This is a genomic window from Streptococcus koreensis, assembly GCF_003627135.1.
Taxonomy (GTDB): Bacteria; Bacillota; Bacilli; order Lactobacillales; family Streptococcaceae; genus Streptococcus; species Streptococcus ilei.
Window position 1 is genome coordinate 297517 of record NZ_CP032620.1, and the last position, 22888, is coordinate 320404.

General features: G+C 39.9%; 21 protein-coding genes. 5 read left to right on the top strand and 16 right to left on the bottom strand.

From position 1 onward, the window contains the following. Window positions 1-22: 22 nt before the first annotated feature. The 5 genes from D7D50_RS01555 to D7D50_RS01575 all read right to left on the bottom strand — a co-directional run bounded on the left by D7D50_RS01555 (window position 23) and on the right by D7D50_RS01575 (window position 5540). Window positions 23-901 (bottom strand): ABC transporter permease, encoded by an 879-nt coding sequence (locus D7D50_RS01555; protein WP_120701301.1) that lies wholly within the window; start codon window positions 899-901, stop codon window positions 23-25. Beyond that, window positions 894-1823, bottom strand: a complete 930-nt coding sequence (locus D7D50_RS01560; RefSeq protein ID WP_120701302.1) for an ABC transporter ATP-binding protein — start codon at window positions 1821-1823, stop codon at window positions 894-896. The genes D7D50_RS01555 and D7D50_RS01560 overlap by 8 nt, the downstream gene beginning before the upstream one ends. A 354-nt stretch (window positions 1824-2177) precedes the next feature. Continuing rightward, window positions 2178-3104 (bottom strand): helix-turn-helix domain-containing protein, encoded by a 927-nt coding sequence (locus D7D50_RS01565; RefSeq protein WP_227877752.1) that lies wholly within the window; start codon window positions 3102-3104, stop codon window positions 2178-2180. Between the two features lie 211 nt (window positions 3105-3315). Beyond that, window positions 3316-4701, bottom strand: coding sequence for a glycoside hydrolase family 1 protein (locus D7D50_RS01570; RefSeq protein WP_167444696.1), 1386 nt, complete (start codon window positions 4699-4701; stop codon window positions 3316-3318). 146 nt (window positions 4702-4847) lie between these two features. Next, window positions 4848-5540: a gamma-glutamyl-gamma-aminobutyrate hydrolase family protein gene (locus tag D7D50_RS01575; RefSeq protein ID WP_120701304.1), complete on the bottom strand. Its 693-nt coding sequence runs from the start codon at window positions 5538-5540 to the stop codon at window positions 4848-4850. A 167-nt stretch (window positions 5541-5707) separates the two neighbouring features. Here D7D50_RS01575 and D7D50_RS01580 point away from each other — a divergent pair, with 167 nt between their 5' ends. Next, on the top strand, window positions 5708-5896 hold the full coding sequence (locus D7D50_RS01580) for a class IIb bacteriocin, lactobin A/cerein 7B family (RefSeq protein ID WP_120701305.1): 189 nt from the start codon (window positions 5708-5710) through the stop codon (window positions 5894-5896). A gap of 582 nt (window positions 5897-6478) precedes the next feature. Here the strand turns inward: D7D50_RS01580 and D7D50_RS01595 are convergent. The 8 genes from D7D50_RS01595 to D7D50_RS01640 all read right to left on the bottom strand — a co-directional run bounded on the left by D7D50_RS01595 (window position 6479) and on the right by D7D50_RS01640 (window position 15107). After that, window positions 6479-6892 (bottom strand): YjdF family protein, encoded by a 414-nt coding sequence (locus D7D50_RS01595; RefSeq protein WP_120701306.1) that lies wholly within the window; start codon window positions 6890-6892, stop codon window positions 6479-6481. A 141-nt stretch (window positions 6893-7033) separates the two neighbouring features. Beyond that, complete coding sequence (locus D7D50_RS10175) at window positions 7034-8266, bottom strand: acyl-CoA thioesterase/BAAT N-terminal domain-containing protein (protein ID WP_174705348.1); 1233 nt, start codon at window positions 8264-8266, stop codon at window positions 7034-7036. Window positions 8267-8322: 56 nt separating this feature from the next. Next, complete coding sequence (locus D7D50_RS01610; protein WP_120701307.1) at window positions 8323-8778, bottom strand: MarR family winged helix-turn-helix transcriptional regulator; 456 nt, start codon at window positions 8776-8778, stop codon at window positions 8323-8325. Window positions 8779-8876: 98 nt separating this feature from the next. Further along, the gene (leuS, locus tag D7D50_RS01615) at window positions 8877-11378 is read right to left on the bottom strand and encodes a leucine--tRNA ligase (protein WP_120701308.1); all 2502 of its coding nucleotides are present in this window, start codon (window positions 11376-11378) and stop codon (window positions 8877-8879) included. 284 nt (window positions 11379-11662) lie between these two features. Then, a complete protein-coding gene (locus tag D7D50_RS01620; RefSeq protein WP_120701309.1) occupies window positions 11663-13645 on the bottom strand; it encodes a peptide ABC transporter substrate-binding protein in 1983 nt (660 codons plus the stop codon). A gap of 346 nt (window positions 13646-13991) precedes the next feature. Next, window positions 13992-14666 (bottom strand): CPBP family intramembrane glutamic endopeptidase, encoded by a 675-nt coding sequence (locus D7D50_RS01630; protein WP_120701310.1) that lies wholly within the window; start codon window positions 14664-14666, stop codon window positions 13992-13994. 18 nt (window positions 14667-14684) lie between these two features. Continuing rightward, complete coding sequence (locus D7D50_RS01635) at window positions 14685-14906, bottom strand: hypothetical protein (RefSeq protein WP_120701311.1); 222 nt, start codon at window positions 14904-14906, stop codon at window positions 14685-14687. Between the two features lie 60 nt (window positions 14907-14966). After that, window positions 14967-15107, bottom strand: coding sequence for a bacteriocin (locus D7D50_RS01640; RefSeq protein ID WP_120701312.1), 141 nt, complete (start codon window positions 15105-15107; stop codon window positions 14967-14969). A 288-nt stretch (window positions 15108-15395) separates the two neighbouring features. Here D7D50_RS01640 and D7D50_RS01645 point away from each other — a divergent pair, with 288 nt between their 5' ends. The 4 genes from D7D50_RS01645 (at window position 15396) to D7D50_RS01660 (ending at window position 18348) form a co-directional block, all read left to right on the top strand. Then, window positions 15396-16319 (top strand): helix-turn-helix domain-containing protein, encoded by a 924-nt coding sequence (locus tag D7D50_RS01645; RefSeq protein WP_120701313.1) that lies wholly within the window; start codon window positions 15396-15398, stop codon window positions 16317-16319. Between the two features lie 229 nt (window positions 16320-16548). Then, entirely contained in the window at window positions 16549-16779 is a 231-nt protein-coding gene (locus tag D7D50_RS01650; RefSeq protein ID WP_120701314.1) for a hypothetical protein, read from the top strand. Next, a complete protein-coding gene (locus tag D7D50_RS01655; RefSeq protein ID WP_120701315.1) occupies window positions 16776-17609 on the top strand; it encodes an ABC transporter ATP-binding protein in 834 nt (277 codons plus the stop codon). Before D7D50_RS01650 ends, D7D50_RS01655 begins: the two co-directional genes overlap by 4 nt. Beyond that, the gene (locus tag D7D50_RS01660; RefSeq protein ID WP_120701316.1) at window positions 17602-18348 is read left to right on the top strand and encodes an ABC transporter permease; all 747 of its coding nucleotides are present in this window, start codon (window positions 17602-17604) and stop codon (window positions 18346-18348) included. The genes D7D50_RS01655 and D7D50_RS01660 overlap by 8 nt, the downstream gene beginning before the upstream one ends. Window positions 18349-18529: 181 nt before the next feature. Here the strand turns inward: D7D50_RS01660 and D7D50_RS01665 are convergent, their stop codons facing one another. From D7D50_RS01665 to D7D50_RS01675, 3 genes are read right to left on the bottom strand one after another with little or no spacing between them, the layout of a single operon-like run. Beyond that, window positions 18530-19621, bottom strand: a complete 1092-nt coding sequence (locus D7D50_RS01665) for a glycerol dehydrogenase (RefSeq protein WP_061564682.1) — start codon at window positions 19619-19621, stop codon at window positions 18530-18532. A gap of 14 nt (window positions 19622-19635) precedes the next feature. Further along, complete coding sequence (locus D7D50_RS01670; protein ID WP_048717592.1) at window positions 19636-20304, bottom strand: fructose-6-phosphate aldolase; 669 nt, start codon at window positions 20302-20304, stop codon at window positions 19636-19638. Window positions 20305-20319: 15 nt separating this feature from the next. Then, window positions 20320-22758, bottom strand: coding sequence for a glycyl radical protein (locus D7D50_RS01675; RefSeq protein ID WP_023027619.1), 2439 nt, complete (start codon window positions 22756-22758; stop codon window positions 20320-20322). Window positions 22759-22888: the final 130 nt, after the last annotated feature.

Below are 22888 nucleotides of genomic sequence, written 5' to 3' on the forward strand. Positions count from 1 at the left end.
GAGTAATTGTATAAGTTTCACTTCATTTTTTGATCTTTTTAATCATCAAATCAACTCCCAGCAAAACAACTATAACAATCGAAAGATAAGCAAGCATGAAGTGATTCGATAGATGTTCCCCACTCGCATTTTGCAAGATAATCCCATAAGATTCTTTGTAGTTCGTAATTACTGTAGACGGTGCATGATCAAAGACTTTACTAATTGCATCTTTCATTAAAATCTGTTTTAGTAGTGCATTCACTTGTGTCAAAGGGAACCAGGACATGACCTGTTGCAAGCTTTCTCCTACGGATCCAATCGAAAGATAAACACCTGAAATGAATCCGATAAAGGTTCCAACTATTGTACTCAAAGTTGTAAATGCTGAACTGGTTCGAATAAAAGCTAGGATTGGCAGAATAATAGTTGCAGACAACATCGTTCCCAATGTGACAACTCCTAAAATAGATAAGTAGTCCATCATAGAATAGTCAAGAAGAGCACTAAAACCATTAAACATACCAATTGCAAAGATACAAGAGAACATGGTCATAATAATCCCAAATAAAATCGCAAAGACCGCATACGATAGTTCAATTTTAAAGTTAGAAACTGGACTGACTTTAAAGTCCTCACTCAACTTCTTTTCTCTATCCGAAACCATCACTCCAAATGCACCAAGAGTACTGGTCATTGAAATAATGGTCGTTAAACCTGAGATTAACCAATAATTGACCATCTGGATGGTGTCCGTAGAAGCGGTATCACTATTCAAAGCCTCCTTGATGGCATCAATCTGAATTTGTCCTAAAAAGACTTGATAAACCAAGATTAAGATGATGACAGATAAGAAGGACATCAAGAAAGCTAATCGATCTCGTGTATAGACTTTCCGATTTCTAGAAATTAATTCAAGCATTCCCCTCTCCTCCTTTAGATTTTAGTAAGTTCAAATAAGCTGCTTCTAAATTTGAATATTCAACATTAAATGTTTCAATAATTGATTTTCCTTGATTTTCTGAAATAATCTCCATCATCTCTTCAACCGAGACATCCTTACATACGACTTCTGCCTCAGAGAGAACTTGACACTTATTTACAAATTTAGATACAGATAACGATTTTACTGATTGACCAGGTTTTAAAGTGACATTCAAGTTAGTGGTTGAATGCTTTTCAATAAAATTGGCAATATCTCCTGAATAATACAAATTACCTTCGATTAAAACATTTAAGATATCACAAGCAGCCATCTCTTCCAAATAATGAGTGATAAGAACGACAGTCATATTATCTTTTTTGTTCAACTGATGGATTGCTTCCCATAAATCATGACGAGACTGTGGATCTAAACCAGTTGTCGGCTCATCTAACAGCAGTAAAGACGGTTGTGGTAGTAAAGCTCGGGCAATATCTACTTTTCGTTTTTGTCCTCCTGATAAACTACCATATTTTTTCTTTTTTAGAGTAGCTACATCCAAATATGATTGCAAATCTGTAATACGCGTTTGTACTTGTGATTTTGATAAGCCGTACAAGGATCCACGAGATACTAAGTTTTCCTCTACCGTTAAGTTATCATCTAAACGATTACTTTGAAATACAATACCGATATGTTGATAAAAATCTTTCGTTGGCAAAGATTTTCCATCTACTTCCCAAAAAATCTCTCCTGAACTTGGCTTGAAATTCTGAATCAACAAATTAAAAAGCGTTGTTTTTCCAGCCCCATTCGGTCCAAGAAGTCCATAAAATTTACCTTCCTCAAGAACTAAATCAATTCCTTTCAAAGCCTCAAAGGAACCATAGCTTTTCTTTACATTGTGTAATCTAATTTCCATTCTCTGACACCAACATCCTTCCTGAAGCAACTTCTTCCTTCCTTTCTTCTACTCTCAGTATATCCAATTTCTATCATTTAACGTGAGGACATTCATGTCCTGTATAATCATCAATTTCACCAAAAAAAGCTGGGACAAAAGTCCTAGCCTCTCAATAGTCTTTGGATTGTCGAGCAAGACGCAGTGGTTGAGTGGGCTCTACTACGCTGATTTCATCAGCTTTTACAGCCCTACTCAACTGTGCGGAGGTGGGACGACGAAATCGAATTCTAACGAATGACCGATTTCTGTCCCACTCTCTCAATGTTCATTTTATATTTTTCAAGAACAACAGACGAAAGGATAAATACTTCTCTATACCTCAGTGTAGTTTAGACCCTTTTTCTCAAGGTCTTCTTTCCATTCTTCTTGCATGTTTCTCTTCACTAAATTCTCAGATAATAAGTCTGCCATCAAGCATACTTTTTGATAATCATTTTTTGCTTTTTCTAGGTCATCTTCTATAAATAAAGCAACTTTCCAATTTAAAGCATAAACAAAAATATTATCCTGAAAATCATTTCTCTTTGTCATAATATCATTTAAGGCTTTGACAATGTCTGGCAACCTGTCGTATATCCCATAATGGGCTAGCACGCCTGCGGCTGAGATAAGAGTATTTTGTAGCATTTCCAACTCTGATAAGGGGAAATAATCTATCGCAAGTATAATCTTCTCCACTAAGTGTATAAATTCATCTTGATCAAAGACTCCCAAAGCCAAAGAAAGCAAGCGCAATTTGATAATCTCCACATCGTTGAGACTTAACTCTTTTTTCTTCATGGCTTGCTCTAGATACTCATCTAATAAACCTTGATCAAAAGAAGGATTTTTGGATCCAATCATATCAACCGTAGCTTGGGCGACCTGGACAGACAGTTTTTCTTCCTCTGGCAGGTGATCAAAATAATTTTCGTAAATATCTTCAATAATTTCTTCATGCCGATGAAGACGATCTTGATCTCCATAATGGTATAACGTCCGTAGTTGATATTTCAGGTTCAGATATTCTGCAGGTAATTCCAAACTAGTTTGATTCGTTAACGTATCTAGGGAAACACCTAGTTGCTCAGCAATATACTTCGCTGTTGCAATCGTTGGCAAAGACTGACCCTTTTCAATTCGCTGGAGTTGGCGCGTCGTTAATAGGTCCTCAATACCACAGATTGCTTGTCTACTTAATCCCTTACTTTCACGTAGAGTTTGTACTTTTTGTCCTAGTTCTGTTTTAAAATCCATCATACAAGCTCCTTTTCTTCTGATTTCATTATAGCACATATTGAAGTTGAAGGGTTTTGAACCTTTTCCAGCACTAAATGAAAAATCGGAAATGAAGAATGCCGTCAGAAACATCTGCATCTGATGGAGTTCCACACTTCCGAAAATAAAACTAGTCAGTCATTTACTGAAATGAACGGGCCTATCGTACTTAGATAACAGAATCCTCAAAAACTTACTCTTCAAATCCATTCTGCTGGCTCAATTCACGGAACCAATGACCGGATTTTTTCAGGCGTCTTTCTTGAGTGGCTAGGTCTAATTCGACAAGGCCGTAGCGGTTTTTATAGCCATTGAGCCAAGACCAGCAGTCGATAAAGGTCCACATAAGGTAGCCCTTACAGTTGGCCCCATCTTGGATAGCTCGGTGCAATTCACGCAGGTGGTCTTTGACGAAGTCAATCCGGTAGTCATCTTGAATTTCCCCGTTTTGACGGAATTTTTCTTCCCCTTCAACTCCCATCCCATTCTCTGTTAGGAGCCATTCGATGTTCCCGTAATTTTCCTTGATATTTTGGGCAATATCGTACAAGCCCTGCTCATAGATTTCCCAGCCTCTATGTGGGTTGATCTTTCTTCCTGGCATGACATAAGGTTCGTAGAACTGCTCGACCAACATAGGAGACTCTGGGTTTGGCGCATAACGGGGCGCAGAGACCCGCATTGGCTGGTAATAGTTGACTCCTAGGAAGTCAACTGTATGTTCTTTGATCAGCTCTAAGTCATTTGGATCCACCTCTGGCAAGAGAGCACGCTCCCGCAAAATCTCTACCAACTCTGGTGGGTAAGTCCCAAGAACAGACGGATCGAGGAAGGATTTGGCTTGGAAGAGCTCAGCGATTCGTGCCGCCTTGACATCTGCTGGATGCTGACTCCGCGGATAGGCTGGCGTCAAGTTCAAGACCACTCCGATTCGATAGTTTGGATCCACCTCATGACAGACCTGAACAGCAAGGCTACTTGCCAACTGGGTGTGGTAGGCAACTTTAACTGCTGCGGCCGCATCTACCTTATGTGGGTAATGGGCATCATAAAAGTAACCAAACTCTACAGGAACAATGGGTTCATTAAAAGTGATCCACTGATCGACCAAGTCTCCATAGGTTTCAAAGCAGAAACGAGCATAGTCGCGATAGGCGTAGACCGTCTCCTTATTTTCCCAGCCATCTCCTTCTTCTTGCAAGGCAAAAGGAAGGTCAAAGTGATAAAGATTGACCATCAAGTGAATGCCTTTGGACTTGATGCGTTCAAATACTTGGCGGTAAAAAGCTACTCCTACTGGATTGACTTCTCCACGCCCTTTAGGGAAAATCCGAGACCATTGGATAGAAGTCCGAAAGGCAGTATGCCCAGTCTCGACTAGAAGCTCAATGTCTTCCTCCCAGTTTTCATAAAAGGTCGAAGTTAAGCCGGGTCCTTCTTGGAAACGAAAGCGATGAGGCTCTACCTGATACCAGTAGTCCCAGAGGTTGTCCCCCTTGCCATCTCCGGCAAAGCGCCCTTCTGTCTGAGGACCAGATGTCGAAGTCCCCCATAAAAAATCTTTTGGAAAGTTGATCATGTGTTTATCCTCTCTCATTGTCTTCCTCTCTATTATACTCCCTTTCAGCCCTCTTCCTAGAGACTATTTTCAGTCATTTTTACGCAGATTATAGAAAAAACACGCTAGCTATCAGAAGACCCGATTTCTAACGTGTTTTGTTTCCATTATAGTTGATTGACGACATAATCAAAGAGAGCCTTGTCTCCTTCACTTATCTGATAACGCAGTTCTGGATGCCACTGCACCCCGAGAAAGGCTGTCCCGTGGGATGATTGCACCGCTTCGATGATCTGATCTTCAGAGCTAAGAGCAATCACTTCTAGATGAGGAGCTAAATCTTTGATCGCTTGATGGTGGTAGGAATTGATCTGACCAACTTCCCCGAACAAGTCTCGCAAAACGGTCCCCTCGACGGTTTCGATTGAATGACTAGCTTCGCTGGCAGGATTTTCCTGCCAGTGATGATCGATATCTTGGTAAAGTGTCCCGCCCATGGCTACATTGTAGAGCTGCATGCCTCGGCAAACCGTAAAGATGGGCTTCTTAGCAGCTACTGCTTCCTTGATCAAGGCCAACTCGAAAAGGTCGCGCTCGAGCAAGTAATCATCGCTAACAATCTCCTTCTCTGCTCCATAAAACTGAGGAGAAACATGCTGACCACCTGTGATGATCAGCTTGTCAATCAAGGAAATATAGTGCTCAGCCGTTGCTGGGTCTCCAATCGGAAGGATCAGAGGGATACCCCCCGCTTCTTGAACCCCCTGGACAAAGCCTGTCGGTGTATAACTGAGGTACATTCCATCCTCTTCACGGAAAGGGCGTTGGTTGCCCGTAATCCCAATCACTGGTTTCTTCATCGCTCATTCTCCAATCTCTTCATAGCTAATATAGTTCCTTATTTTATCATACTCCGAAGGTGACTTTCAACTTTTTTCATGATTTTTCAAATAAGGAGAAGTTTTCTAGAATTTTTACGAATAGTATAGATGAAGAAAAAATTTTCTTCAAAGAAAGGATAAGATAGATGAACACAATTTCTATTCATTCTGATGACATACTATCAGATCATGAACTAGCCACTATTCAAGGTGGATTTATCCCAGCTGTAATCGCAGGGATAGCTACATGGAAAATTGCTGCAACTGCTGTCAGTAGTATCGGACTCGTTTTTGCTGCAGGAGCAGGACTAGGATATCTAGCTAATCGTCCATAGGTAAGAACGATGAAAAAAAGACGCATATTCCATATCATCACGATATCTACTTTACTTTTTTCTAGAATCTTTTTAGCAGTTCTACAAATCTTACACGACCTTCACTATCTCACACTCCCATTTGAAACTTATGGAGTGAGTGATTTACTTTCTGGGATTCTTGTTATTTGGATCCTCATCATTGCATATCGGGGAATCAGAAAGGAGAAAAGCAATGAACAATTTACAACTTTTAACAACTGAAGAATTAGAAAACACAAAGGGCGGTGTTGGCCTAGCTGAAATCGTTGCGATTTGATGAGCCTTAACGGCCTCTCCCCCAAATACCAGAAGCTGATTGTCTCCTTGCTCCAAAAACTCAAAACAGCAGGAAAAACGATTGTCATTTCCTCCCACCATTTCGAGCAAATCGCTCCCATTGTGGAACGAGTTCTGCTCTTTTCTGAAGAGCACACCATTACTGGAAGCTACGATCGAGCGGATTGGGAACATCATCCAGATATTCAACAATCGTTTTTGTCATGTTAAAAAGCCTCGGTAGGGTTCTTCCTACCGAAGCTTTTTTGATGAAAGAGATAAAGGTTAATGTCCTTTATGCTTGTCTCTTCGTTTTTGCTGTTTGCGTTCAAATTTCTCTTGTTTGAGCAATTGCTTTTGGACACTAGATTGATGTTTTGAAATCTTTTTCCTTTCCTCATACTGCAACTGCAATAGTTCTTTCGACTTGGAAGAAACTTTTTGTTTTACTTGTTTCCTCACAATTCGCTGTAATCGTTTAGGATTCTTGATTTTTACATGTTGCTTAACTGTAGTTTCTGGACTAAAAGATAATTGAGTAAACTGAGTCTGTAAAATCTCTAGAATTTCATCATCTTTTGGCTCCTTACCAAATGTCACACGACAAACTTGATAAGTTTCTCGATACACTTGTTCGAACAAACCATGCCAAAATCCATCTTCAAAATAAACTGTCAATCCAATTGAAATTGTTTCCACGACAGCACCTCCTTAAATTTATCCCTAAGAATGGACAACCAAGGAGGAAGGTTACTGATAGGCTTGCCTACGTCTGGACTACCAACCAGAACTGTGTTTTTATCTTAGTTGGAACTATTATAGCATATTTATAATCTATTTTTATTTCTTCTTCAAATGCCTATCAAAAAAATGAATCGTAGCTAGCCAAGAATCCTTACTCTCTCTCATCAATAAACGCCAATCTTTTCGATAACGGTGATTTGGTTGATAAGCCACTGTCAACATGTGACCTGTTTCATGATATTTTTTAAATGTAATGTGGTGTCCTTTATAATCTGAGACAATATCATCAATTGCTGACGAGGCATCCCATATTTCATCAACAGTACTTCCGAGCAATAAGATTGGTGAATGCATTTGAACGATATCTATCTTAGCAGAACGATCTTTAGGGATAGGTTTTCTAAAAAGTTTGCTAAACAGATAATCTCTCAGTCGAAACTTTTGATAGGTAAGTTCCTTTTGCAAATACGTCCAAGAAGAAGTATGGGAGTTCCATTTCCCTTTTATCCCTTCATACACCACATCAGAGGGTGAATTTAGTACCAAACATTGAACGTCATTAAAAATGCTCTCCTCAGCTAAAACTAACTCTGCTCCCTTAGAACGTCCATAGATTCCAATTCTTTCACTATCTACTTGATGATGCTGACGTAGATAATCCTTTGCTTCCACAAGGCACTCTAAAGGAATACGTTCCAAATGTTTTGGCAACCCCTCTAAACCAAAGTAGGCAACTGCTAGGCAAATATAACCTCTAGAAGATAGAAGCTGAGCTATATTCTGTGCCTTTTCAATCCTTCCTTCACTACCGCTCACAATAATCAATGCTGGTGCTTTTATTGCCTTTTTATCATAAAATAGTCTCCCTTGAAAATGTTTCCTGTAAATATCTTGATGACTAATTTGCGAACTCATGTAATGTCTTGTGAAAGTTCTCTCTGCGACGACAGTATTACCTTGTATAATTTTGATTTCCACAAAAAAGTGATCTAATAAGGGAATTTTAGAAAGAGAGTTTGGAAGTTTCTTTTTCCTATTGGTTAAGGGCTTGGCATTAAAGAATAACCCCATTGTTGCAATATCTTCATAAGAGCCAGAACAAGATGGAGTTTGTGAAATATCAATAATACCATTCTTATCTGATACAAAAGTCGCTGTTGATTTCCATAAAACATTATGAGCTAAAAGCATAGGAGCATTGATACAATAATAATCAGATAAATACATTTCGACTCGATAGGTTTCACTTGGTTTTAAGCCATCGATGACAATATTAAAAGATTCGTCTGCTAAATCAGACTCTGAGATCAGTTCAATTTGTATATTCATATCTTCCTCTTTTTGTTAATATAATTAACAATATAGTTTTAAAATTACCGTGATTTTTACCACGGCAATTCTTGCCATACCTGTTCAACATCATCCATCAGTTTAATAACCATTTGAAGATCCTCCTCACTATAGTTTCTTAAAACTGAAAAAATGGCCTTTTCAATATGTTCTTGCTGCTCTTTATGGATATTAAAAACTTCAACACCTTTTTTGGATAATATCAGATATTTATTTTTTTCATTATCCGGTGCAAATTCAAAAGTAACGAGGTCTTTCTTGGTTAAACGTCTAACACTCTGAGTAATGGCACTCCTAGATACTTCAAGTAACTCAGATAATTTCACTAGATTCACAGGCTGATTGCGACCTATTAGATCGATCAAATGGACTTCATTAATAGTGATTGATTTATCAATACTGTTCCTATGCTGAGCTTTTTTCAACTGTTCAAAAGCTAAAGCAAAGCTGTTAAAACGATTATTAAACTTATACAGTTCTTTCTTATTCATAGCGCCTCTCTTTTGTTAATGATATTAACAAAAATACTATTTATTGTCAAGCTGAGCCTAAAAAATCCTCCAGAGCTGAACTCTGAAGGATTCATTTTTTATTTCACAACAATGTTGACAAGCTTGTTCGGTACACTAATCACTTTTACGATTTCTTTGCCATCAATCTCTGCTTTGACTTTTTCGTCAGAGAGAGCAACTTCTTGCAATTCTTCGCGTGAAAGGTCTTTTGCAACCATGAGTTTAGCACGGACTTTACCTTTGATTTGAACGACGATTTCGATTTCGTCTTCAATCAATTTGCTTTCGTCCCATGTTGGCCAAGCCACGTAAGAGATAGACTCACCGGTTGCTGCGACTGTTTGCCAGAGTTCTTCTGCCAAGTGAGGCGCAAATGGGGCAATCAATTGGATAAAGCCTTTGGCGTAGTCTACATAGAGTTTGTCTTCCTTGTTGGCCGCATTGACAAAGACCATGAGTTGAGCAATGGCTGTGTTGAATTTCATCGACTCGATTTGCTCAGTGACAGCCTTAACAGTTTCGTTGTAAACCTTGTCTAGAGCGCCATTGTTTTCCGCAACGGTTTCTTTACTTGTGATCAAACGGTACACACGATCGAGGAATTTACGGCTTCCTTCCAATCCTTCTTCAGACCAAGCGATGGAAGCATCAAGTGGTCCCATGAACATTTCATAGACACGAAGGGTATCCGCACCGTATTGTTCCACCACATCGTCTGGATTGACAACGTTCTTGAGGGATTTAGACATCTTAGCTGGTGCTTGCTCCAACTCTTCCCCTGTTTCCACATGGAAGAAGGAACCGTCACGTTTTTCAACCTTGTCAGTTGCCACAAGAGCGCCACGGTGGTCACGGTAGCTTGTTCCCAAAATCATTCCTTGGTTAAAGAGTTTTTGGAATGGCTCTTTGGTTGGAACAACACCGATATCATAGAGGAATTTATGCCAGAAACGAGCGTAAAGCAAGTGGAGCACGGCGTGTTCTGCCCCACCCACGTAGATATCGACTGGCAACCATTGTTTGAGGAGATCCTCGTCAGCCAATTTCTCAGTGTTGTGTGGATCGATATAGCGGAGGTAGTACCAGCTTGAACCTGCCCATTGTGGCATCGTATTGGTCTCACGACGACCTTTGACACCATCCTCACGAGTCACTTCAAGCCAGTCTGTCAAGTTAGCCAATGGGCTTTCACCAGTACCTGAAGGGCGGATGTCCTTGGTTACTGGCAAGACAAGTGGGAGTTCACTTTCTGGAACAGCTGTTGAAGTTCCATCTTCCCAATGAATGATTGGGATTGGTTCACCCCAATAACGTTGACGGCTAAAGAGCCAGTCGCGGAGACGGTAAGTCACCTTCTCTTGACCAAAGCCTTTTTCTTCCAACCAAGCCACAATCTTGGCAATCGCTTCTTCTTTGTTGAGTCCGTTCAAGAAGTCAGAGTTGACGTGAAGGCCATCCTCTGTGTAAGCAGCTTCTGCTACGTTTCCACCTTCCAAGACTTCTACGATTGGAAGGCCGAATTGTTTAGCAAATTCCCAGTCACGTTGGTCATGAGCAGGTACAGCCATAACAGCACCAGTTCCATAGCTAGACAGAACGTAGTCGGCAATCCAGATTGGAATTTCCTTGCCATTGACAGGGTTTATGGCATAAGCACCAGTCCAAACCCCTGTTTTTTCCTTGGCAAGGTCTGTACGAGCCAAGTCTGACTTGAGGCTTGCTTGGTGTTTGTAGTCAGCTACAGCCTCTGCTTGTTCTGGACTTGTGATGGCATCTACTAACTCATGCTCAGGAGCTAAGACAGTGAAAGTCGCACCGAAAAGGGTATCTGGACGAGTCGTAAAGACGGTGAATTCCTTGTCTGTTCCTTTCACCTTGAAAGTGACATTGGCACCAGTTGATCTCCCAATCCAGTTGCGTTGCATGTCCTTGATAGACTCTGGCCAATCCAGGTCATCCAAGTCATTGAGCAAGCGTTCCGCATAGGCAGTGATTTTGAGCATCCATTGGCGCATTGGTTTGCGGACAACTGGATAGCCACCACGCTCAGAGGTTCCGTCAGGGAGGACTTCTTCGTTGGCGATAGCTGTTCCTAGTTCCTCAACCCAGTTTACTGGCACTTCCGCTTCATAAGCCAAGCCTTTTTCATAAAGCTTGGTGAAAATCCATTGCGTCCATTTGTAGTAGTTCGGATCCGTTGTGTTGACTTCACGGTCCCAGTCGTAAGAGAAGCCAAGGGCATTGATTTGGCGTTTGAAGTTGGCAATGTTTTCCGCTGTAAATTCCGCTGGGTCATTCCCTGTATCCATGGCGTATTGCTCTGCAGGCAAACCAAAAGCATCCCAGCCCATTGGGTGAAGGACGTTGTATCCTTGGGCACGTTTGAAACGGCTAAGGATATCTGTCGCTGTGTAGCCTTCTGGGTGCCCTACGTGAAGACCCGCTCCAGATGGGTAAGGAAACATGTCAAGCGCATAAAACTTAGGTTTTGAGGCGTCAGTTCCTGTCTTAAAGGTATGATGATCAGCCCAGTGTTTCTGCCACTTAGGCTCGATTTCTTTATGATTGTAAAAACTCATGCTGTCTCTCCAATTTTCGTGATGCTCCTATTATACCATTTTTAGGGGATTTTTAAAGGTTCTATCCACCAAAAAGAGGCTGGGACAAAAGTCCTAGCCTCTCAATCGTCTTTGGATTGTCGAGCAAGACGCAGTGGTTGAGTGGGCTCTACTACGCTGATTTCATCAGCTTTTACAGCCCTACTCAACTGTGCGGAGGCGGGACGACGAAATCGAATGCTAACCAATGACCGATTTCTGTCCCACTCTCTTCCCTGTTCAGTATACAATCACTCTTAAAGTTCCTAGTCTTCTACGTGACTTTCTAGTTCTTTTTGAGCTTTCTTATTGGATTCTTCTTTTTCTTTCTTCCATTGTTCACGCGCTTCATCGTACTCCTTGGTTGTCAAGACTTTGTCTTGCAATTCCAGATACTTGTAGTTGAAGGTTTGACCCTTGTGTCCTGTCCAAGCAAAGGCAGCTGTGTATGGAACTGTCTTTCGAACACCTGGAGATGCACCATCTGAGTGAATTGGAATCAAGAGGGCGCTATCTGTCAACCAAGCCTGAGCCTTGGCATATTTTGCATAGCGATCGTTGACATCTTTGGTTTCATTGTGCGCGTCTTCGATCAATTGATCGTATTCGTCAAAACCAGCTTCTTTAGCAGCTGCGTTATTAGTACCCGCATCAAATCCGAAGTAAGAATTTGCATTTTCACCATTCTTAGAGCTTGTGATATCTAGGTAAGAAGATGGATCCGTATAGTCTGGTCCCCAACCCAAGTTGTTGTTCAAATCCCAGTCTTGTTGGGAGGCATTTTCAGCAAAGTAGGTCACTCGATTAAGATCGTCCTCAGATACCATGTTCAAGTCGATGACGACATTTTCTGCTCCTAGGGTAGATTCAATCGACTGTTTAAAGGATTGAGCTTGCTTGACTCCTTCTGTATAGGTTGATGAAACAGGGAGGTCCAAATGAATCGGGAACTCTACCCCTTGGCCTTGAAGGGCTTCTTTAGCCTTGGCAAACTCTTCCTTGGCCTTGGTTGGATTGTAAAGGGTATCTTTTCCATCTTCGACAGAAACACCTTTCCATTCATCACCATATTCTTCTAAGTTTTTCTCTACAGACTCACCGAAATCTTTGCCATCAATTTGAACAAAGTTTGGAGGAGTGAAGGTGTTGCGGATGACCTTGTCTGCAGATGCTTCCCCATTGGCTTGCGCTACATAGGCCTTGCGGTTGAAGGCAAACATAATGGCTTGACGGAAGTCTTTATTCAAGATTGCTTTCTTGGTTGAGCTCTTTTGAGCATCTGTCGTCTTCGTCGTAATCTCATAAGCTTGACGGTCAATGTTGAAAGACAAGTTATAAGTAGAGGATCCTTGGTCACTGAAGACAATGTCATCTTTGTGTTTCTTCTCTACACTCTTATAGTTAGAGCCATTTGGGAAGACACGGGCAAAGGTATAGTCTCCGTTATCAAATCCACGGATCAAAGATTCTGAATCTTGTCCATCATAATAGGTCAGCTTAACCTTAGAAATTTTTACATTATCCGCATCCCAATAGGTTGGGTTCTTTTCAAGCGTCACAACAGATTTAGAGGTGATAGCTTTGATCAAATAAGGACCACAATAAAGAATACTAGAAGGGTTCGTACCTTGACCGTAGTCATCTCCCTTAGAATCTAAGAATTCTTTATTGACTGGCATCAAAATGCCCATGGTGGTTTTTGAATTCCAGAAACTTTCTGGTTGGTTCAAGGTGTATTGAACAGTATAGTCATCGACAGCTTTGATACCAACTGTTGAGAAGTCTTTGGTTTTCCCTGAGACATAATCATCCAACCCTTTGATAGATTGTTGGACGAGATAGAGGGCCGAAGATTTCTTGTCCGCTGCGTGCTGAAGCCCCGTTACAAAGTCTTGGGCCTTAACTTCTCCGAATTCTTCCCCTTCAGCGGTCACCCATTTAACCCCTTTACGAAGTTTATAGGTATAGGTCAGACCATCTTTTGAAACAGTCCAATCCTTAGCAAGAGATGGGATTAAGTTGCCATATTTGTCAACTTCTAACAAACCATCCACAGCATTACCTGTAAATTCTGAAGTCGACCGTTTATTAGAAAGTGAATAATCCAAAGTATCCGGATCTTGAGTATAGACATAACTAAAGACCTGGTTGTCCGAACTTGAAGATTTCCCTCCTTGTGAGCAGGCTACCAGTGCGCTTACAGACAAAAGCAGAGCGCCGGTGGCTAAGAGTAGCTTCCCTTTTTTCATATGGATCACCTCTGTATAAAATGTTATTCTTCATATTAAATTATAGCACTTTATGGAAAAATGTAAACGCTTAACTGTATAATATTTCAAAAGTTTAGGAAAATAGCGGTTTTGATTCCATACAAAAAGAGGCTGGGACAAAAGTCCTAGCCACTCAATTATTTTTGGATTGTCGAGCAAGACGCAGTGGTTGAGTGGGCTCTACTACGCTGATTTCATCAGCTTTTACAGCCCTACTCAACTGTGCGGAGGTGGGACGACGAAATCGAATTCTAATGAATTACCGATTTCTGACCCACTCTCTCTTTGATGATGGATAAAGCTCTCTGCCACTAGCTCCCCTTGCTTACATCCCACTGACCAGGAGGGATACGAGGGTAAGGAAGCTATTCCAAGAGGCATGCTGAAGGATGGTCCAGTAGATCGATTTGGTATAGCGCAGGACCGCACAAAATAGCAAGCCTGGTACTAAGTAAACGATAAAGCTTGGCAAATCCCAGCCATACTGCCAGACATGCGAGAGACTGAACAAGGAAGCAGACACCAGCATATCCAGCTTATACTTCTGATAAGGTGCCAAAGCCGTCATGACCAAATCACGAAAGACTAGTTCCTCCACAATAGGAGCCAGCAAGCAGGCATAGACATAACGTATCAACACCAAGGCCCAGCCTGACAAACCACTAGATACTTCTGCAAGGGCTATGGAATTCTTAGTGGGCGGAAATACCGTAGCAGAAAACATATCCCATAAAAAGTGAGCAAGAAAAACAAGCACAAAAACCGCCAAATAGGACGCTTTAAAGGTAAATTTCCCATACAAGTCCCAGCGACGACTCTTTACCAAGAGCATCACGGCTACTCCCCCAATCAATCCGATCAACAAGAGGAGCAAACTATAATAAGAAGCATCCGATAGATGGCTCACTAAATCCGTTGGAAGCCCCACGTTAAAAAGCGCAAAATTGATACAGAGAATCCCAAGTGTCGCCAGTTGAAACGGTCTGTCTGTCTTTCTCATTGCATTCACCTTTCTATCTTACTTTCTTTTTCTACTAAATATTGGGGCAATTTGCATCAGCCAGCTAAAGCTGCCACCCGAAGGAGACATTCCTTGATTTCCCCACCCCGGGTAAATTCCAGAGGTCCCCCAACCACCGCCACCATACGTTAGTTCAGGGCTTCTGATTGGAGTAATCACCCCTCCTACTGTTTGTTCGAGTTCATTTGTCGTTAATTCTGTTTCTGCATAGATTTTCATTTTTTCTCCTATTCTTTCTATCTAGATTTCAAAACACCATGTCAAGATTGCTATCATGTCTTAAATACGAGCGAGCGGTGGCCGCTTCACAAAGCCAGGACGTCCAATCTCAATCTTATCTGACTGACCTGGAATCACATTTGGGCGAGAACCCCCACCTCCTACAATTTGTTCCAATTCTTTTTGACTACATTCTGTCATTTCATTTCCTCCAATTTGTATTTGTAACGCTACCTCCTGAGTCTATCAAAGATTGGAACATTTTCCTTTTCTTTTTTCTATACGGTTGCATTTTTCAGCTATGTGGGAGGGAAGGCACTATCAGAATGGCAGAATCCTTAATAAGCACCTCAAAGTCTCTAACTCATAAATATGAGATTCTAAACAGTTAATTCATTTGGATCCTAGCAAAAATGACACAGAAATCCTTGAAAAAGAGAGCTTATTTCATGATATAATACTGATAAATATTAATTCTAGGAGTAAGGTATGACTATTGAAGATAAAGATGCTGAATTAAAATTGAAAATCGGTAAAAATATTCGGGGAGCTCGTCTGAACCAACATATGACTCAAGCAGATGTTTGTGGAGATGAATCAGAATTAACTATTCGTCAACTTGCTCGTATTGAAAACGGCCAAGTATTAGTGTCTCTTTCTAAATTAATGTTTTTATCTCAGAGATTAAATTATCCAATAGAGGACATCATAGATGTAGACAAAATAGAAATACCCAAGCGGTATCTGGAATTAAAAAATAAAATAATCCGATACCATACCTACGGTGATGAAGAACGTATTGGTTTGTTGGAAGACATGTTTGATGAAATTTATGAGCATTTTTATGACCATCTACCAGAAGAAGAACAATTACTGGTTGAAGTTTTACAAGTTCAACTAGATGTTTTTACTAGTCGAAATATTACCTATGGGTTGAGTTTGCTCGAAGAATATTTCCAGCAAATTTTGAAAAAGAAACAATACAGTTACAATGATCTCCTAATTATCAATTTGTATTTTCTTTGTTGTGCTACTGGTCTAGAAGATAAAACTTATTTTGAAGAATTATCTAAAAAAGTTTTATTATATATTGATTATAGTGATAATGATCGTATCTATATACTTGAAAGAATATTGATAGGAATTTTAATACAAGTAAAAACAGAGGATTACTTAATTTATACCAAAGTTTTACGCGAGATAACTGAAAGTACAAATAACTTCCAACACAAACCTGCTATTTATGCTTTTGAGGCTAAATATTATTTGAAAGTGGAAGAAAGTTATGAAAAAGCAGAGCAATCTTATAATAAAGCTATTGAGTTTGCTAAGATGCTGAACGATCCGGTTCTAGTGAATAACTTGACCAAAGAAAAAGAACGAGATTTAGGTGGGAAGGAATCAACTGTATAAGCAAAGAGAAGTTTACGAACTTCTTTTTTTATTGCTCTTGCTAACCTTGTTAGTAAACCGACTTGACTCTTGCAAATCCCCAGCCGATGGCTAACCTGACCTAGATGTCATGTTCTTTTTGTTTTCTTTGAACTACAATAGAAGCATCAAAAGGAACACACAAAGAAAGGAAGAATCTGATGGTATTTACTAACACATTAAATCTATTTTGTGACGAGATGATGTATCTATGAATAAAGATTTAACATACGAGATATCTTCTCATTTTATCGAACAAAAAAGGATTACCATCACAAACCAATCAAAAACAAGACGTCTCTGTAAGGTGATGGTCAATCATATACTTTTTAAAATTCTATTATTAGCTCCTAATGAAAAAGAGACATTGGTCTATGAAAAACCGGGAGGCATTGAAATAATTGAAATGACTGATTTAACAGAAAGCGAGGAAAACGAATGACTTCAATGGTTGTTGCAAGAAATATCGTGAAAACATTTGGCAGTAAGACTGCCTTAAATTCTATTAACTTTGAGATTAGAGAGGGAGAGATTTTCGGATTTCTGGGACCATCTGGATCTGGGAAAACGACGATGATCAATATTCTTACTGGGCAACTACTACCAGACAGTGGAAATACTCAATTGTTAGGAAAAGATTCTCAGGATCTACATCCGACAGATTTAGAAAAAATTGGGATTGTTAGTGACCAAAGTGGCTTCTATGAAAAACTATCCTTAGAAAAAAATCTCCTTCTATATGCAAAGCTTTATGGTATTAATTTGAATAGAGTAGATGAGTTACTTGATCAGGTAGGGCTGTTAGCTAGCAAAAAGATATTAGCAGAACAATTATCTACTGGAATGAAGCAACGGATGTTGCTAGCTCGCGCTTTAATCAATCAACCTAAAATTCTATTTTTGGATGAACCAACAAGTGGTTTGGACCCAACAACTTCAAAATCCATTCATGAGTTGTTAGTTCACTTAAAAGAAAGTGGGACCACAATCTTTCTAACCACTCATGATATGAACGAAGCTACTTTATTATGTGATCATTTGGCCTTGTTAAATAAAGGAAAACTCATTGAACAAGGTAGCCCAGCAGATATCATTCAAAAATATAACACAAATAAACGGATAAAAGTTATTTATAAAAATCACCAAGAAAGAATCTTTGATTTTTCAGAATTATCGACATTAGCTACAAATGATCTTATTTCTATCCACTCATGTGAGCCAACTTTGGAAGAAATCTTTATAAGATTAACGGGGGAAAAATTAAATGTTTAATCGAATGAAAGCATTGCTATGGTTAAGAAACCAAACCATTATCGCAAATAAAAACTTACTGGTACAAGTGTTGATGCCCTATGGCTTGCTCATTATTTATAAGAATTTTATGAATTTAGGGAAGGACAAAGGCCTTGACTTAATGTTCCTCTGCTTATCCACAGCAATTGCCATGTCTGTTGGCAGTACTGTTTCCACTATTATTGCTGAAGAGAAAGAAAAGAAGAATCTTAAAACGCTTTTACTAAGTGGTGTACGACCATACGAATATCTCATCTCAGTTTTAATACACCCAGTTGTCATTACTGTTTTGAATATGGTTTTATTTCCTATTATTGCAGGTGCAGATCTTTCTAAAATTTACCTTGAATATACTTTAGTCGTTATTTTGACAGCTATGGCTGTTATTCTCATTAACCTATGCATCGGAGCTTTTTCTTCGACACAATCAAAAGCGCAAATCAATGGCTTACCTGTTATGTTGATTATTGCAATGGGACCAAACTTGTCTCAAATGAATCCTGATATCGCTGATTTTATTAAATATACTTTTCTTGGAGCTTATACTGAATTATTCACAAAAGCAGAGTTTAGTTTAACGAGTTGTTCTTTTCAAATATTAATCGCTTGGATAATCTGTTTGTTCATTCTTACATCCTTGTCACTCAAGCTTCATAAACATTCAAAACCGCGAAATAAGTTACCCAAAGAGCGGGCTGTGAATACTGAATGTGTGTAAACAAAAAGATAATTCCTATTTCATATACACCTTCTAAAATGATGGTCGGATTCAACTAGTATATAATTTGAAACAGCTAAACTTGATTTATCTCCCGAACTCTTAAAGAGTCGGACCCCAGAAAACGACCAACCATCAAAAAAACCATCGCCAACAGACGATGGTTTCTGTATTTCTTTGATTAGCCTAAGGAGTTGACATAAGCATCCACTGCTACAATGGCTTGAGCAATATCAGATGCTTGTACCTTGAATGGCATTTGATGGATGGTTTCTCCTTCAATGGTGGCTTGTTGGCCAACCTTGAGAAGATCTTCGTAGCTTGCATTTTCAAGATGCATTTCTTTCAGAGTCGTTGGCATACCGATTTGTTGATAGAAACGAATGTATTTGTTCAATTCTTCTTTTGGACGGTTTTCCAAGAACAATTGAACTAGCGTTCCGTAGGCTACTTTTTCACCGTGTGTCAAATGGTGGATGTCTCCAGTAAGGGCTGTAAAGCCATTATGGATGGCATGAGCCGCTGCCAAGCCACCACTTTCAAATCCAATCCCGCTGAGAAGGGTATTGGCTTCAATGATGTTTTCAAGAGCAGGCGTTACCACTTTGGCTTCACAAGCAGCCATGGCTTGAAGTCCGTCTGCAAATAAGATTTCTTCACAACGTTGCGCAATCGCGACACCAGCTAAAGTTTGGTGTTTGCCTAGCATGGTTTTTCCGTTAGCTTGCATCACTGCACGCGCTTCAACCCAAGTCGCTAATCCATCTGCGATACCAGAAGCGAGCAAACGTTTTGGTGCTTGAGAGATGACTTTGCTATCCACCAAGACCAATTCTGGGTTTTTAGAATAGAATATATAGCGAGCAAAAGCACCTTCATCCGTATAGATAACTGACAAGGCTGAAACCGGAGCATCTGTAGAGGCAATGGTCGGAGCAATGACAACTGGTGATTTTAGAAGATCGGCAATGGCTTTTGCACTATCGATGGTCTTTCCTCCACCAAGTCCGATGACTAAGTCACAGCCATTTTCTTCTGCCAGACTGACCACACGATTGATTTCATTATCAGAAGCTTCACCATTGAAGAATACTGGCAAGACTGTAAAGCCATACCGAAGGAGATACTTTTCAAAACGTTCCCCTACGATATCATAGACCACTGAATCACAGAGTAAAACAGGATGACTCCCCAGTTCTAAAATAGGTTTTGCATTTTCAAATAAAGCATTTTCCCCTTGAATGTAACGAGATGGGCTTGCAAAATTTCTCATACACTCCTCCTTTATCAAATTGTATTCTTATGATGAACGGCTGACCAATCTGCTTCGAAGTCATCTACTGCTTTTGCAATAGAAGGCATTCCAAAAGCTGCTTCAAATACATCTGCCCCTGCCGTAATTGCTTGTGTTCCTTCTTTAAATGCTCGATTAACTTGAGCCACATTTTTAAAGGAAGCTGCTAGAATTTTGCTTGATGAATGATCACGCTCTATGGCACTCGCTAACTGAGAAATAACCTGAGCTGAATCAATGTTTAAGTTTTCCATACGATTGTAATAAGGTGCTAAATAGTCGGCTCCTGCCTCAATCGCTAACAGCCCTTGAAAAACAGTATAGATTGCTGTTGCAGTAATTTTGTAACCCTCTGCTTTTAACACTTTAATTGCAGCAAGTCCTTCAGGTGTTACTGGGACTTTAATATAGGTGTTTTCATCGCATTGTTCGCGAATTTTAGCCGCATCTTTCAAAATTCCTTCATAATCTTTTGCAACAACTTGAACATGGATGGAAGGAGAGCCCCCAATGATTTCTCGCACCTTATGGATACGATCAAAAAAATCAATGTCCCCTTCTTTTTTTGCAATTGTTGGGTTCGAAGTTACCCCAGCAAGGGGTAACACTCGTGCCCATTTTTTTATCTCATCTAAATTTAAAGTATCAAGCATAAATTCCATATACATACCTCTTTACTATAGAGTATGCTCTGTCCGTCCAATAATATCATCTTGTGTAGCTCTTGATAGTACATTGAAGAAAGCTGAGTAGCCTGCAACACGTACAATTAAGTCACGGTGTTTTTCCGGATGTTTTTGAGCATCTAACAACGTTTCTCTAGAAACCACATTGTATTGAATATGGTATCCGTGTAGACGATTAAAGAACGTACGGAGTAAAGCAATAAGTTTTAATTTATCTTCTTCTTTGGCTAAAGTTTGTGGGTTTACTTTTTGGTTCAGTAAAACACCACCAACAATTTCATCTGTTGGCAATTTAGAAACAGATTTTAGAACAGATGTTGGGCCATGTTGGTCCATATTGTGGGATGGAGAGCATCCTTCTGCTAGTGGAGTTCCAGCATTACGACCGTCCGGAGTAGCTAATGTTCCACGACCTTGTCCTACATTGGCTGAAATAGAAGATGTACCTGAGTAACGGATACCACCGATTGGCCCACGTCCATAGCGAGTATTTGGATATTTAGCAATTTCATCCACATAAATATCGTATGCTTCTCGAACTAAGCTGTCCGCATAGTCATCATCGTTTCCATACTTCGGTGCATCATGGATAAGCATCTCTTGGATTTCTTTTCCACGTTCGCCCTCGTAATCGGTTTCCAGAGCATGCCATAGCTCTTGTGGCGTTAAGCGTCCTTCTTCGAATACCAGTTTCTTGATTGCTGCAAGTGAATCGGATAAGTTTGCAATACCCACTTGTAGACCAGAAATATAATCGTAGACAGCTCCACCTTCTTTCAAGTGTTTTCCACGTCCAATACAGTCATCTGTCAAAGCTGAACAGAGGATATCTGGCACTTCTCTTTCAAGAGATAGGTCGATCGAGTTTTCTACGATCACACTCATGCGGGTTAAGTGGCGCAAAGTTTTGTCCCAAGCAGTTTGCAATTCATCGAAGCTCTTCATGTCTTTAAAATGACCGAAGCTTGGTGCAAAACGCTTGCCAGAAGCAGGATCGATTCCGTCATTCATCGTAATGAGCAAAACTTTAGGGAAGTTCATATAACTCATACCTGTACAGCGATAGCCCCATTTACCTGGAACAGCTGTTTCTACACAACCAATTGCACTGTAATCATAAGCATCTTCTTCAAGAACACCTTTTGAAATAAAGGATGGAATAATGATCTCATCATTATTGAAAGCAGGCATACCGAATCCGAGCTTCATAACTTCAATACATTCGTTCATGAAGCGGGCATCCAAACCAGCATGGTAACGAACAGTTAAGTTTGGTTGAGGAAGGTGAGTTTGAGCAACAGACTTCAACACTAAATAAGACAATGGGTTAACGGCATCTTTCTTATCACGCGTTTGACCACCAATCGTAACGTTTTGATAAAGCGGACTACCTGCAGATGAGAAGGTATGTGCTTGACTACGTACTTTGTTAATTGTAATAGTCTTAATCCAAAGGTTGGTCAAGCGTTCAACAATACTCTCTTCAGTTTCCCGTCCACTTTCCAAATCAGCTTTAACGTATGGATACATATATTGGTCAAAACGGCCATATGAAAGTGAGTGCCCATTTGATTCAATCTGAAGAATACATTGGATAAACCAAACAGACTGAACAGCCTCTGCAAATGTACTTGCAGGCTCGTATGGAACTTTCGAGCAAATCTCTGCAATTTCAAGCAATTCCTTCTTACGTTCAGGAGTTGCTGTTTCAGCAAGTTGTTTAGCAAGTTCCACAAATCGTTGAGCATAGGTCTTAACAGCATCAACTACGATAAAGATAGAATCGTAAAAATGGTACTTATCAATGCTAGCTGGATCCGTTAGATCTAGGGCTGCTTTAGCTTGGCGAGCTCTTTCTTCAAAACCTTTCAAGCCATATTGCAATAATTTTTGATAATTGACTGCTAAGTGGGCATCTCCAGAATTCATCTTCCCTTCCATACCGAAGAATCCTGTTTCCATATAGACAGATACTTCTTCAGGTAGAAGAGCTCCAGCTCTTGCACGTAAGTTATTATTTTCCCAGAACGGTGCGATACTACGGAGCTGCTCTTTCGTTTCTTCCGTAATATAGAAGACGTCACCATCCCGCTTTTCAAAAAGATCCAATTCCTTCAGAACGAACTCTAAAGTATATTCTGGGAAGATCGGAGCATCTTTATTAGAGGATGCTTGGTTTCCAGCAATCATGGATTCATCCTCAATATAGATTGTCATATTTTCAAGAATCTCTTTCAACATATAGGCACGTTTAAGAACATTTGGTTGTTCCTTATAACGATCATATGCCTTAGTTGCAAGAACGGCACGTTCAGCGTCGATATAAGGCTTCTTGTTCAAGACATCTTCACGATACTTATTCATGCGTTCAGTGAGGCTTCCAAAATATTCTGTTTTAATGCTTGTACTTGCTACTTCTACTTGTTTCATTTTTTCAAAACCTTTCTTTTGAAATTATTTTGTTTTCTTTCGTAACTATAGTAGCATTAAATTTTACGAATTTCAATGAATTATGGATTATACCTATAAATTCTATTCTAGTCGCACATCTGTGCATTCC